Source organism: Herbidospora sp. RD11066 (assembly GCF_054661255.1).
Genome location: NZ_BAAGDO010000012.1, coordinates 94,775 through 108,412 on the forward strand (window position 1 = coordinate 94,775; position 13,638 = coordinate 108,412).

The 13,638-nt window shown below is 71.8% G+C and carries 11 protein-coding genes; 3 read left to right on the top strand and 8 right to left on the bottom strand.

The annotated features are described in order from the left end of the window. Nucleotides 1-41: 41 nt before the first annotated feature. The 6 genes from ACYQ78_RS34545 to ACYQ78_RS34570 form a co-directional block, all read right to left on the bottom strand. On the bottom strand, nucleotides 42-1,301 hold the full coding sequence (locus ACYQ78_RS34545) for an NAD(P)/FAD-dependent oxidoreductase (RefSeq protein WP_459805170.1): 1,260 nt from the start codon (nucleotides 1,299-1,301) through the stop codon (nucleotides 42-44). A 70-nt stretch (nucleotides 1,302-1,371) separates the two neighbouring features. Then, nucleotides 1,372-2,553, bottom strand: coding sequence for a PucR family transcriptional regulator (locus ACYQ78_RS34550; protein ID WP_459805171.1), 1,182 nt, complete (start codon nucleotides 2,551-2,553; stop codon nucleotides 1,372-1,374). A 5-nt stretch (nucleotides 2,554-2,558) separates the two neighbouring features. Then, nucleotides 2,559-4,478 (bottom strand): S9 family peptidase, encoded by a 1,920-nt coding sequence (locus ACYQ78_RS34555; RefSeq protein WP_459805172.1) that lies wholly within the window; start codon nucleotides 4,476-4,478, stop codon nucleotides 2,559-2,561. A 30-nt stretch (nucleotides 4,479-4,508) separates the two neighbouring features. Then, complete coding sequence (locus ACYQ78_RS34560; RefSeq protein WP_459805292.1) at nucleotides 4,509-5,681, bottom strand: GNAT family N-acetyltransferase; 1,173 nt, start codon at nucleotides 5,679-5,681, stop codon at nucleotides 4,509-4,511. Then, a complete protein-coding gene (locus ACYQ78_RS34565) occupies nucleotides 5,678-6,466 on the bottom strand; it encodes a 3-hydroxyacyl-CoA dehydrogenase family protein (protein WP_459805173.1) in 789 nt (262 codons plus the stop codon). Before ACYQ78_RS34565 ends, ACYQ78_RS34560 begins: the two co-directional genes overlap by 4 nt. Continuing rightward, a complete protein-coding gene (locus ACYQ78_RS34570; RefSeq protein ID WP_459805174.1) occupies nucleotides 6,463-7,602 on the bottom strand; it encodes a thiolase family protein in 1,140 nt (379 codons plus the stop codon). Before ACYQ78_RS34570 ends, ACYQ78_RS34565 begins: the two co-directional genes overlap by 4 nt. A gap of 85 nt (nucleotides 7,603-7,687) precedes the next feature. On the opposite strand from ACYQ78_RS34570, the gene ACYQ78_RS34575 reads away from it, so the two are divergent. Both ACYQ78_RS34575 and ACYQ78_RS34580 read left to right on the top strand, forming a co-directional pair. Continuing rightward, nucleotides 7,688-9,202, top strand: coding sequence for a class I adenylate-forming enzyme family protein (locus tag ACYQ78_RS34575; protein WP_459805175.1), 1,515 nt, complete (start codon nucleotides 7,688-7,690; stop codon nucleotides 9,200-9,202). Then, nucleotides 9,195-10,688: an amidase gene (locus tag ACYQ78_RS34580; protein ID WP_459805176.1), complete on the top strand. Its 1,494-nt coding sequence runs from the start codon at nucleotides 9,195-9,197 to the stop codon at nucleotides 10,686-10,688. Before ACYQ78_RS34575 ends, ACYQ78_RS34580 begins: the two co-directional genes overlap by 8 nt. A 44-nt stretch (nucleotides 10,689-10,732) precedes the next feature. On the opposite strand, the gene ACYQ78_RS34585 is transcribed toward ACYQ78_RS34580, so the two are convergent. Next, a complete protein-coding gene (locus ACYQ78_RS34585; protein WP_459805177.1) occupies nucleotides 10,733-11,443 on the bottom strand; it encodes a GbsR/MarR family transcriptional regulator in 711 nt (236 codons plus the stop codon). Nucleotides 11,444-11,670: 227 nt separating this feature from the next. Between ACYQ78_RS34585 and ACYQ78_RS34590 the strand changes: the two genes are divergently transcribed. After that, nucleotides 11,671-12,282: a DUF4097 family beta strand repeat-containing protein gene (locus ACYQ78_RS34590; protein WP_459805178.1), complete on the top strand. Its 612-nt coding sequence runs from the start codon at nucleotides 11,671-11,673 to the stop codon at nucleotides 12,280-12,282. Between the two features lie 22 nt (nucleotides 12,283-12,304). Here ACYQ78_RS34590 and ACYQ78_RS34595 read toward each other — a convergent pair whose 3' ends face one another. Then, nucleotides 12,305-13,621 carry a WD40 repeat domain-containing protein gene (locus ACYQ78_RS34595; protein ID WP_459805293.1) on the bottom strand — a complete coding sequence of 439 codons (1,317 nt, stop codon included), beginning with the start codon at nucleotides 13,619-13,621 and terminating at the stop codon, nucleotides 12,305-12,307. Nucleotides 13,622-13,638: the final 17 nt, after the last annotated feature.

Below are 13,638 nucleotides of genomic sequence, written 5' to 3' on the forward strand. Positions count from 1 at the left end.
GGCGCGGGTGTCCTCGGGAGAAGGACACCCGCGTTCCGCGTTCAGCCCAGCACGGTTCCGGTCGAGTCGGCGTTACGCGGCCTCGACCGGCCGAACGGCGCGAGGGCGATCTCCAGCCCCGTGTGCTCGCCGACGACGTGGCTCTCGCCCTCGATCACGGCCCGCATCAGCCGTCCGGCCATGGGGGCGTTCTTGAACTGGTTGCCGCTGGTGCCGATCGCGACGTAGAAGCCCTCGCGCTCGGTGGCGTCGTAGATCGGCGACCAGTCCTCGGTGACGTCGTACACCCCGGCGATGCCGATCGGCCGGGCGGGGACGCCGAGGTCGGGCAGGCGGCGGGCGGTCCGGGTGACCTGGGCATCGAAGACCTTCCGGGTCGGGTTGAGGTCGACGGTGTCGGGGTCGTCGATCCAGTCGAGCCCGTCGCACTCGGGTTCGGTGCCGCCGACCAGCAGCCCGTCACCGGGGGTGCCGCGCAGGTAGACGCCGAGGTCGAGGTCGGCGATGACCGGGCCGATCCCGCCGTCGTTGTACCCGGCCGGGGCGGGCACGTGGTGCACCTCCTGCCGCATCGGCCGGACGGTGACCGACCAGCCCGCGCCGACGCCCGCCAGCTCGTTGAGCCTCCCCGACCAGGGCCCGGCGGCGTTGACCACGATGGGCGCGCTGATCGTCGTACCGTCGTCGAGAAGGACTCCGCCGTCGGGGACCGCGACCACCCGGCGCCCGAACAGGAAGCGGGCGCCCCGGCGCCGCGCGGCGTCGGCGAGGTTGACGGCGGCCAGGGCCGGGTCGTCGACGAAGCCCGCGTCGGGGGTCCACAGGGCGCCGAGGCGGCGGTCGGTGTCCTCCCAGAATTCGGGGTCGTCGATGCGCTTGGGGGGCCAGAAGCGGCCGGGGTCCACGGTCGGCACGCGGCGGGCGAGTTCGTCGGCGTCCCAGGCCTCGTAGGGGATTCCGGCGCGTTCGAACATGCCGAGCACGCGGTCCATGGGGGCGATGTCGACGTCCAGGAAGACCATGCCGGTGCGGTGGAAGCGGGCCAGATCGGTGAGGTCGGCGGCCTCGACGTGGTCGGCCCACTTCTCCCAGCAGTGCCGGGACTCCCACGACAGCGCGACGCTGTCCCAGCCCGAGTAGTTGAACCGGATCACCGCGCTGGACGCGCTCGTCGACCCCTGACCCGGGGCGCCCGCCTTGTCGACGACCACCACCGAGCGGCCCGACTTCGCCAGCTCGAAGGCGATCGACGAGCCGATCACTCCCGCCCCGACGACCGCTATGTCTGCTTTCACGTTCATTTGCGAAGTATTGCGGTGGCCCGGCCCGGATCCCAGCGACAGGGGTCGCGGCTTCCCGGCCCCTGGTTCGTCATCTGTCGAGGAGACCCTGGAGGCGGGCGAGTTTGAGGCCGAGGTGCAGGTCGAGACGTACACCACCGCTTTTGAGAGAGAGGCCGGTGATCTCCTCGATGCGGCTCAGCCGGTAGTAGAGCGACGTGCGGTGGACCTGGAGGCGGGCCACGGTGGGCCGCGAGTCGCAGCCCTCTTCGAGCCAGGTCTCCAGGGTCGTGGCCAGGGTGCCCTCGTGGTCGGCGGCGAGCAGGGTGCGCAGGCCGGCGGGGATGAGGTCGTCGTCGAAGGGGACCTGGACGAGCAGGCGGTAGACGCCGAGGTCGTCCCAGGCGGTCACCCCGCCGAGGCCGGGCACCCGGCAGGTGACGTCGAGGGCCTCGCGGGCGCGGCGGGCGCTGAGGGGGGCGTGCGCGGGGCCGTCGACGACCGGGCCGATGCCCACCCGCACCTCGGCGCCGTGTCTCTCCAGCTCCTCGCGCACCTGCTCGGCCGCCGCGCGCAGGTCGGCCATCGGGGGTGGGCGGCGCCCGGCCAGGAGCAGGACGCCGTGGCCGCCCGCACGGGCCATCGCCAGGCTCACCGACGGGGTGACCCGGCGGCCGGCCCTCCGGAGCGCGGCGTGCAGCGTGGTGCGCAGGTCCTCCCGGCCTTCCATCCGCACCGCCAGGACCGCGAGCGAGCAGGTGGCGGGCAGCATCTCCTCGTCGGCCAGCAGGTCGGCGGCGGCGGAGCTGACTGCGGGGTCGTCGGAGATGAGGTCGCGCAGCAGTTCACGCTCGCGGCTGTCGCGCAGGTCGTCGACCAGGCGGTCGCGGAACAGCACCCGGCCCGCGTCGGCGGCGGCCTCGGCCGCCGCCCGGGTCTCGTCGCCGGACAGCCCACCCGGCGGTTCGATGATCCACAGGTAGCCGAACAGGAGCCCCTGGCAGCGGACCGGGAAGCAGACGCGCGGCAGCAGCTCGATCTCGGGCCGCCCGGCCACCCGCACCGGGCCCTCGGCGATGGCGATGCCCTGGGCGAAGGCGTGCGCCACGACGTCGTCGGCGGCGCGCATCCTCATGATGCTGGCGATGCGGTGCCGGTCGACGTCGTCGCCGTGGGCGGTGTGGCAGATCAGGTGCATCCGGGGATCGTCGATCGCCACCGCCCGGCCGATGCGATCGGCGAGCGCCCGCGCAACTCGCCCCAGCTCATCCACCTGTCTCATCCACTGGGCATGTGCCTCTGGTACCAGTCGACGACACGGGTGCAGAAGTCGATCAGGGCCGGGAAGGCGCGGACGCCGTGGCCCTCCTGCGGGTAGATCACGAGCTGCGACTCGACGCCGTGCTCCAGCAGCGCCTGGTGGAACTCGCGGGCCTGCGTCGGCGGCGTGCACCGGTCGAGGCCGCCGGCGATGTTCAGGCACGGGGTGCGGACCCTGCTGGCGTACACGACCGGGCTTCTGGTGTGGAACCTGTCGCCGGGGATCTCGGGGTCGCCGTCGAGGAACAGGGCGTCGAAGTGGGGGATGTTGCTGGTGAAGTGCTGGCTGTACCAGTTCGTCACGGGGGAGACCGGCACGGCCGCCGCCCACCGGTCGTCCTGGGTGGCCAGCCAGGCGGACATGTAGCCGCCGTACGAACCGCCGTAGAGGCCGAGCCTGGCCGGGTCGGCGATGCCGCGTTCGACGAGGGCGTCGACGGCCGAGGTGAAGTCGGCGGTGTCCTCGCCGCCCATGTCGCCGAACACGCGGCGGGCGAAGGCCTGGCCCCTGCCGGAGCTGCCGCGCGGGTTGGGGCTGAGGACGGCGTAGCCTTGGCCGACCAGCAGCGGGGTCAGCGGGGACGACAGCGACCACAGGTTCCGGTAGGCCCACACCGGACCGCCGTGGATGTTGACCACGAGCGGGAACGGCCCCTCGCCGTCGGGGACGCAGAGGATCCCTTCGAGGCGCAGGCCGTCGGGGGCGGTCCACTCGAACGTCCCGGCGGTGCCCGGGTTCGGGGCTCCGTCGAGCTTCACCAGTTCGGTCCGGTCGTCGCCCAGGACCACCACCCGCTGCGGCACCGCGTAGCCCTCTTCGACGAGGACCACGCGGCCGTCGTCGGTCCAGGCCGCGTCGGGGTAGTAGCGGGTGGCGCAGCTCGTGTCGGTGCTCGACCACACTTCGGTGGTCTTCCCGGTGGTCGCGTCGTAGACGGCGGCGACGGTCTCCAGGCCGCGCAGGCCCATGATCCCCAGGCGGTCGGCGTCGAGCCACCTGGTGGCGGTGACGTCCACCCCCGAGGTGTCGACCCGCTCCAGCACCGCGCCCGGCGCGCCGACCAGCAGGTCACCGGCGACGACCCAGCGGTCGCTGCACACCGCCTCGACCACCGCGAGCCGCCGCCCGGAGGGCGAGGCGGCGGGCCAGCCGAACTGCACCTCGGAGCGGGCCAGGTCGGTGACCACGCCGTCGAGGCTCAGGCGGGAGAGCATCGCGGTGTACCAGGCGCCCTCGTCGGGGGCGGGGCTGGTGACGGCGGCGACCGCGTCGGGGCCGAGCCAGGCCGCCTCCCAGACGTTCAGCCCCTCGGGCGAGAGCCGGGTGGTGGTGCCCGCCGCGAGGTCGTGGATCCAGACCGACCGCCAGGCCTCCTCGGGCACGCCTTCTTCGACGTGCGGGTGCCAGGCGGGCAGTTCCTCTTTCGGCTTGTACGTCGTGCCGCTCCCCTGGCCGCTCGACAGATCGGCGCCCAGTCCCGCGACCCCGAGCAGCACCTTCGTGCCGTCGGGGGACCAGGAGCAGTACTCCACCGTCCCGGGCACGGCCGGGGTCGCCCGCTCGTCGAGGTAGAGCTGGAACCGGCCCGCCTCCGCGCGGTCGGACAGGAACGCCAGCGTCGACCCGTCGGCGGACAGACGCGGCTGCCGCGCCGAACCCGACGACCCCGTCAGCAGCCGCAGCTCGCCGCCTTCGACCAGGTAGCAGGCCTGCCGGGGGGTGCCGGCGAGTTCGTCGTACACGAGACCGGTCACGGCGATCCGCGACCCGTCGGCGGAGCACGACGGCTCCAGCAGTTTGTACGGCTGCCCGAACGCCGGCTCGTGCATCCGCCGGAAATGGTCGTCGACCCGGGCCCACGTGGCGCTGTCGCGCACATCTTTATGTGACATATACGTCCATCTCTATCAAAACATCTCCGGCATCCAGGCCGGTTGCCCGGTGAAGATGCGGTCGAGCGCGTCGGCCGCCTCGGGGTCGCCGACCGCGATCCGGCCCGACCGCAGCAGGTCATGGGCGCTCGCCCAGCCCGTGTAGAGGGCCGCCAGCTCACACGAGCCCAGGGAGACGACCGGTACGTCGTGCTCACTGGCGGCCTCCACCGTCGCCTCGCCGCCGGACACGCTGAGCAGCCAGTGTCCGGTGTTCGCGGTCAGGTTCGGGTCGGTCAGGTCGAGGCGGACCGTCGCGTCGGCCCACCTCGCGTAGCCCCGGCCCGACAGCGCCGCCGCGACGTCGACGATGCGCAGCATCCACGGATAGGAGAATTCGGTGCGCGCGACCAGGCCGCCCAGGCGGCTCAGCCACGGATCGTTGGGCGGGCCCGCCCACAGCAGGTCGCGGCCGAGGCCCCGGTGCCTGCTGAAGTGGGTCAGCAGCGCGTCGGAGGCGGCCGGGGTCGTCCAGACGACCTCGCTCACCTCGACGTCGAAGTAGTAGGGCAGGTCCTTGTCGGCGGCCTTCTTGCGGTAGGCGGTGTAGCCGGTGACCTGCCCGTTTTCCCAGACGGCGCGGCGGAAGACGGCGGTCGGGTCGGCGGCCGGTGAGTGCACCCGGTCCCACCAGGCCGGGGTGCGGGCCAGGAGTCCCTGCTGCATCAGGGCGAACCGCCGGTAGCAGTTGGCGATGGCGGGCAGGTCGTCGCGGGTCCAGGGCAGGACCTCCGCGCCCTTCACGACGGGCAGCGCCTCCAGGGGCGTGCGGTAGGTGCGGTGGTCGCCCGCGATCTCCCAGCCGACCTTCCGGTAGGCGGCCGGCACGCTGGGATAGAGCGTCGAGACGGCCACGCCGTCGGCGCGCATCCGCTGGAGGAGGCCGTCCATGAACCTGCCGCCCGCGCCGGAACCCCGGGAGTCGGTGCCGACCGCGACCGCGCCCACGCCGGTGGCCTTCAGCTCCCGGCCGCCGAAATACTGCCCGAACGGGTAGACCGCCGCCGTGGCGCACACGGCCCCGTCGCGTTCGAGGACGTAGCGGGCGTCGAGCCCGATCGGGCCCTGGACGTCACCCCCGAAGGCGAACGCCTCGTGGAGCAGGACGTTGAGGGCGGGCTCGTCGCCGGGGGCGGCGGCACGGATCATTTCCACGGGGCGTCCTTCGGAGGGGCGGTCGGTGTACGGTTCTCGCCCCACCCGCCGGAGGCGCCTTCCATCATCGCGAAGGGGCCGACCGGCCAGCGGAAGCCGTCGACGACGATCTGGTCGACCTGCTCCTTGGTGGCCAGACCTTCGTCGACCACCCGCTGAGCCTCCCGGACCATCGCCGTCAGCACCCGGTTGCCGACGAACCCCCACACGAACGGGTTCTCCTTCACCACGACGGGGTTCTTGCCGCACGCCGCGGCCACCCCGGCGACCGCGTCGACCGTCGCCTGAGCCGTCTGCGGGGTGACGACGAGCTCGGCCAGCGGCATGACCTGGGCCGGTGACGACCAGTGCCAGCCCATCACCTTCTCCGGCCGCAGTGTCGCCCCGGCCAGCGCGCAGATCGGATGGCCCGAGGTGTTGGACGTCAAAATCGCGCCGGGCGGGGCCAGGTCGTCGAGCCGCCGGAACAGCCGCGTCTTCAGGCCGAGGTCCTCGGGGATCGACTCGATGACCAGGTCGGCGGAGTCGAGCGCCTCGTCCAGGTCGGTGCCGAAGGTGAGGAGCTCCTGGGCGATCTCGGCCTGCTCAGAGGTGATCTTGTTCCGCTCGACCGCCCGGCGCAGGCCGTAGCGGCCGTCGAAGAGCAGGCCCCTGGCGGTCGTGATCTGGTCGGCCGACAGGTCGTAGCAGTGGGTGCGGTAGCCGTGCGTCGCCGCCGTCTGGGCGATGCCGCTGCCCATGACTCCAGCGCCGATCACGGCGATGCGCTTGATGGTCATCGGTTCACCAGTTCGTAGATCGTGGCGTTGGCCATGCCGCCGCCCTCGCACATCGTCTGCAGGCCGTAGCGCACGCCTTCGGCCCGCATGTGGTGGATCAGGGTGGTCGCCAGGCGGGCGCCCGATCCGCCGAGCGGATGGCCGAGCGCGATGGCGCCGCCGTGGACGTTGAGCGCCTTCTCCGGCGCCCCGGTCTCGGCGAGCCAGGCCAGCGGCACGACCGCGAAGGCCTCGCTGACCTCGAAGGCGCCGATGTCGTCGATCGACAGGCCCGCTTTGGACAGGGCCTTGGCCGTCGCGGGGATCGGCGCGGTCAGCATCGGCATCGGCGCCTCCGCCGCGAGGACCGCGGTGTGCACCCGGGCCAGCGGGGTCAGCCCCAGTTCGGCCGCGAGCTCCGACGTGGTCACCAGCAGCGCCGCGGCGCCGTCGGAGATCTGCGAGGCGTTGCCCGCCGTGACCCGGCCGTCGGGGCGGAAGACCGGCTTGAGCCCGGCGAGGCTCTCCAGGCTGCTGTTCCCGCGGATGCCCTCGTCGGCCGAGACGACCGTTCCGCCGGGCAGCGTCACCGGGGCGATCTCGGCGCCGAAATCGGCGGCCGCGGCCTTCTCGTGGGAGGCGTGCGCGAACTCGTCGAGTCGCTCCCGCGACAGCTTCCACCGGTCGGCGGCCATCTCGGCGCCCTCGCCCTGGTTCGGCATGGTCTCGCCGTAGCGCGCCGTGTAGCCGTCACCCAGGGGGAAGCCGCCCGCGAAGCCGGTGCCCATCGGCACCCGCGACATCGACTCGACGCCACCGGCCACGACCAGGTCGTAGTGGCCCGCGATCACCCCGGCGGCGGCGAAGTGGATCGACTGCTGCGACGAGCCGCACTGCCGGTCGATCGTGGTGCCCGGGACCGACTCGGGCCAGCCCGCCGACAGGGCGGCGGTGCGGGCGATGTTGAACGACTGGTCGCCGATCTGGCCGACGCAGCCCCAGATCACGTCGTCGACGCGCGCGGGGTCCACACCGGTGCGTTCGACCAGCTCCCTGAGGACATGAGCCGACAGGTCGGCGGGGTGCACCCCCGCCAGAACACCGTTGCGTTTCCCTAGAGGGGTCCGCACCGCAGCCACGATCACCGCGTCCCGCATAGCCACCATCCGGCTGTTGACCGATACCGTAATGTCAGTACCATAACTCTACTATTCCAAACGGCGCTACCAGCCTGGGGGTCCTGTGACATCGACGAAGGCCGTGACCTATGGGCGGCGCCTGGGGACCCTGGCGGCGTCCACACCTGACAAACCGGCACTGATCGTGGCCCACCAGGCGGGTGGCGAGACCGTGATCACCTACGGCGAGCTCGACCGCCGCAGCAACCAGGCCGCCCGCAGGCTGGCCGAGGCCGGCGTCGGCCCCGAGAGCGTCGTGCTGGTCGCCCTCCCCAACGGCATCGCCCACGCGGTCGCGTCGTTCGCCACCTGGAAGGTCGGGGCGTGCGTACTGACGATGAACGCGGCCCTGCCCGAGTTCGAGCGGAAGCAGACGCTGGCGGCGGCCCGGGAGTCGGGGCGCGAGCTGTTCGTCGCGGGCGACACCGAGATGTGGGACCTGCCGGGTATCAGCGCCACCGAGCTGATGGACGCCGAGGCCTACAGCGACAAACCCCTGCCCGACGTCGTCTCGCAGCCCGGCACCGCCCTGGCCACCGGCGGCTCCTCGGGCCGCCCGAAGATCCTCGTCAACCCCCGGCCGCTGACGGCCGTGCCCCTCGAACCCGGTGAGCGCGACATCTTCGGCCGGGAGCCCGGCGGCATCGCGCTGATCTCCAGCCCGATGTACCACGCGATGCCGTTCCTGCAGACCTACGGCAACCTGTTCCACGACTGCACCGTGGTGCTGCTGGAGAAGTTCAACCCGGAACTCGTGGCCGACATGATCGAACGCCACAAGGTCACCTGGACGGTCATGGTGCCGACCCAGATGCTGCGCATGCTGCGCGTGGCCGACCTCGACTCCCGCGACTTCGGGACGGTACGCACCCTCTACCACGCGGGCGCGGTCTGCCCTCAGTGGGTGAAGCGGCGCTGGCTCGACCTCCTCGGCCCCGGCCGGGTGCTGGAGGCGTTCGGCTCCTCCGAGAGCGCGGGCGGCACCTTCATCTGGGGCGACGAGTGGCTCGCCCACCCCGGCAGCGTCGGCAGGGGCGGCGACCTGACCGAGGTGCGCATCCTCGACGACGCCGGCAACCACCTGGCCCCCGGCGAGGTTGGCAACATCTACCTGCGCTGGATCAGCCCCCCGGCGGGCTACACCGCCGACGCCGACAACTACGCCTACTGGGGCGCCGAACCGGCCACGGCCACCGCCGACGGCGCGGTCTGCGTCGGCGACCTCGGCTGGCTCGACGAGGACGGCTACCTGTTCATCGCCGACCGACGGCTGGACCTGATCATCACCGGCGGCCAGAACGTCTACCCGGCCGAGGTCGAGGTGGCCCTCGGTGAACACCCCGCCGTCCTGGACGTGGTCGTCGTCGGCCTGCCCGACGACGCGTGGGGCCGCCGCGTGCACGCCATCGTCGTCACCGACCCCACGAACCGGCCCACCGAAGAGGAACTGCGCAGGCACTGCCGCGACCGCATGGCCCACTACAAGGCGCCCAAGACGATCGAGTTCGCCGACGTCCTCCCCCGCGACGACCTGGGCAAGATCCGCCGCAACCAGCTCGCGGCCGAGCGCAGTGGCTGATCACCCGGCTCCTGACCTCCTCGCTCCCGACCTCCTCGCTCCCGACCTCCTCGCGTCGGCCTCCTCCGGCGAGGTCGTCGCCCTCGCCCGCGGCTACGAGGAGGCGCGGGCGGCGGCCGACCTCCTGTTCGCCATCGCGCCGCGCACCCTCGCCGAGGCCGTCGAAGACGTGCGCTCGGGTGAGGTCACCAGCACGAGCCTGGTCCGGGAGGCGTTCCGGCGCGCCGACCAGGTCGACGAGCGGCTGCACGCCCTGAAATCCCGGCTGACCGACCAGGCGAAGCGAGCGGCGGCCGCCGTCACCTTCGGCGACGACCTCGGCCCGCTCGGCGGCGTCCCGATCGCGGTCAAGGACATCCTCAAGATCGCCGACGGCCACACGACCGCCGGGAGCGCCATCCTCGACTGGCCGCCCGACGGCACCGACGCGGTCGTCGTCGAACGGCTGCGGAACGCCGGGGCGGTCATCCTCGCCACCACCACGACCATGGAGTTCGCCATCGGCCCGCCCGACGGCAAGCGGGCGCCGATCACCCGCAACCCGTGGAACCTGTCCCGGTTCTCCGGCGGCTCCAGCTGCGGTTCGGCCGCCGCCGTCGCGGCGGGGATCGTCCCGGCCGCACTCGGCACCGACACGGCGGGCAGCATCCGCGCCCCCGCGGCCTACTGCGGCATCACCGGCCTGAAACCGACCTACGGACTCGTGCCGAGGTCCGGCTGCGTGCCGCTCTCCCCCAGCCTGGACACGATCGGGCCGATGGCACGGTCGGCGCTCGACTGCGCCCTGCTGCTCGAAGTGATCGCCGCCGAGCCGGTCGCCCACCATCTCGACGGCGACCTGACCGGCCTGACCATCGGGGTCGACCGGCTGTTCCGCGTCGCCGGAGAGCAGGAGGACCCGGCCCTGCCCTCGGTGCTGCACGACGCCGTCGAGGTGCTGCGCAGCCGCGGCGCTCACGTGGTCGACGTCGAACTCCCCTACTACGACGAGCTCGCCATCGCGCTCACCGTCGTCCTCCACTACGAGGCGTTCGCCTACCACCAGGCCGACCTGCGGCGACGCTGGCACGACTACGGCGCCACCACCCGCCTGGCCCTCGCCTGCGGCTCGCGCTACACCGAGGCCGACTACGCCCAGGCGCAACGGGTCCGCCGCTTCGGCCGCAGAGCAGTGGCCAGGATCTTCGACGAGGTGGACGTGGTGCTCACGCCGACCTCGGTCGAAGGCGCGATCTCCCTGCGCTTCCTGGAGGAGCTCGACCCGACCCAGGGCCTGGGCACGGCGTACACCCCCTATTGGAGCGCCCTCGGGAACCCCGCCGCCTCGATGCCGTCGGGATTCACCGCCGACGGCATGCCCCTGGGACTACAGGTCGCCGGCCGCCCGTCCGGCGACGGCGTCGTGCTCAAGGTCGTGGACGCCTTCCAGCGCGCCACCGACTGGCACCTGCGCGTCCCGCAGGCGGCCGACCACCGTGGCGCCTGAGACCAGCGATCTGCCACGTGCGCATCGAGCGAACGGCCGCCGCCCTACCGGTCCTGGGACAGGACGTCGCGCCATTGTTCGGTGGCCCGGCTGAACTCCCGGCTGATCAGATCGAGGAAACGCGCCACCGATTCGAGCCGCTGCCCCGCCGGGGTCGACTCGCCGAGCACCTCGGCCCCTTCGCGGGCGACCTCGGCCAGCCGCTCGTTGGCCTTGATGCTGGCGATCGTCGACCGATACCAGAGATCGAGGTCGACGACGTAGCGCTCCCGGCGGTTGTCCTCCCGCTCCCGGCGGACCAGATCCTGGCTCTCCAGGAACGCGATCGACTTGGAGATCGACGCCGGACTGACCTGGAGCCGCCGCACCAGCTCGGCGGCGGTCAGCCCACCGTCATCGCTGACATAGAGGCAGGTCAGGATGCGCGACATCATGCGCGGCAGCCCCGACGCCGTGAACGAGGCCGTGAGCACCTCCTCGAAGTCGCGCACGGCCGCGGCGTCGCGCCCGTAGGCGTCGGGCGCCGCCTCCGGCGCCTGCACGGGTGAACTCTTACGCCGGTGGGCCCGCTTCTCGGTGGCCCGGTGGGCCATCTCGGCCCGGTAGGCGGTGGGCCCGCCGTTGCGCATGACCTCACGGGTGACGGTCGACGTCGGCCGCCCCAGCCCCCTGGCGATCTCGGCGTAGGCCAGCCCGTCGGCGAGCCCCACGGCTATCTGCTGACGATCCTGCTGGCTGAGCCTTCCACCCGGCATGGCACCCCTCCTTCGCGTGTACGACGTTGCCGAGTATGCCCTTCACCCACACATCATTGCAACACGTCGAGACGTTGCATTGCATTCATTCACATACCTAGTGCAACAATTTAGCGGCCTTGAGCTGCTATTTCTTGTCTAGGACGCAACGAGGAGATTGAGAAATCAGTGAACGCAACATAGCCTTTCGTCTGTCGGAAACACCGCAGAACGCCTCGGAGGGCATCATGCAGAAGTTCGCCACCACCCAGCCGATCACCGCCGACCTCGACGTCCCGATGGGCCTCGTCCGCCTCGTCGCCACCGACCGCACCGACGCGATCGTGGACGTCCGCCCCACCGACCCGAACAGCTCCGCCGACGTGAAGGCCGCCGGTCAGACCACCGTCGAGTTCACCGGCGGCGTCCTGAAGGTCAAGTCGCCCGAGGGCCCCAGGTTCGGCCGCAGCGGCTCGGTCGAGGTCGTCGTCGAGGTGCCGTCAGGCTCCGCCGTCGACGGCAGGGGCCTGGCCACCGGCTTCCGGACCGAAGGCCGGTTCGCCGCCACCACCATCCGCACGGCGCAGGGCGACGTGGCACTCGGCACCACCGACGGCCCGGTCGTCGTCCGCATCGAGAAGGGCGACGTGAGGGTCGCCGAGGCGGTGCGCGGGCAGCTCGAACTGACGACGCTGTCGGGGAAGGTCGAGGTGGGCGTGGCCGAGGGCGTCGGCGCGGGCCTGATGGTCTCCACCGGCTACGGCAACCTGACCAACCACCTGAAGAAGATCGACGGCCCGGCCGCGGTCGACATCACCGCCTCGACCTCGCACGGCGACGTCATCGTCCGCAGCAACTGACCCGTGAGCCCGGCAACGGCGATCAGGGTTCGGACCCCCGCGACGCGGATCCGCGTCGCGGGGCGCCTGACAGGGTGAACACGTAGAGGCCTCGGGCTCCACCGGCGATCAGCATGTGCGAGGAGCCCCAGCTCACGTCGTACATCTTCCCGCCGCAACGCACGGCGGCCACGCAGTGGGCGTTCTCACCGGTCGTCCAGAGCCGGATCGTCTTGTCGTCGGAGGCCGTGGCCAGCCACTTGCCGTCAGGGGAGATGGCCACCGCGCGGATGAGGGCCGAATGGCCGGTCAGGGATCCCCGCTCAACGCCATCGGAGCTCCAGAACTGCACCGAATGATCTTCGCCCTGCATGAAGGCGGCGGCCAGCCATGCTCCGTCCGGGGAGATCGCGATCGCCGCGACGGCACCCGTGTGGCCGTCGAGGACATGCCCCCGTTCCTTCCCGTCGGCGTTCCACAGCCTCACTCCCTGGCCGCCCATGTACGCGCTGGCCAGCCATGTTCCGTCGGGAGCGACGGCGACCGCCTGCAGCCAGCCGTTGTAACCCATCAGACGGCGCGTCTCATGGCCGTTCCTGACGTTCCACAACCGCAGAAGCGCGTCGTCGGCCGCGCTCACCAGCCAGCTGCCATCAGAGGCGATCACCACCGCGTGGACCGGACGGGTGTGCCCGTTGAGCACGAGCGGCTCACGCTCACCGTGGATCGGCCACAGGCGCACGGTCTTGTCCTTCGAGGCGCTGGCCAGCCAGCCGCCATCGGGGGCGACCGACACCGAGGTGACCGCATCGGTGTGCCCTTCGAGCACGGCCACCTGACGGCCGTCTCTGGCGTTCCACAGGCGTACGGTCGCATCGTCCGAACCGCTGACCAGCAGTCTTCCGCCACGTGCCGCGCTGACGCTGTACACGGTTCCGATGTGTTCGCTCGCCGTGATGCTCGAGACGTCGGTGGTGTCCCAGACCCGGACTGACTCGCCCGAGGCGCTGACCAGCCGCGTTCCGTCGGGAGAGATCGCCAGAGCGGTCACCGGCTCGGTATGGCCTCTCAAAATGGCGCTGAGCGTGCCGTCGCCGGGATGCCACATGCGCACCGTGTTGTCGTCCGACGCGCTGGCGGCCCAGGTGCCGTCCGGGGAGAAGGCCACGGCGTTGATCATTCCCGTGTGCCCGCTGAGCCCCTTACCCGTGATCCCCTCCGAGTCGCTGACGCGCAGAGTGGCGTCGCGTGACCCGCTGACGACCCACTTCCCATCGGGAGAGATGGCGAGCGCGGTCGCGGCGTGCTCGTGTGCGGCCAGTTCCACCATCGGCATGCCGTTGGCGTCCCACCGTCCCACCCTCCCGTCCATGGACG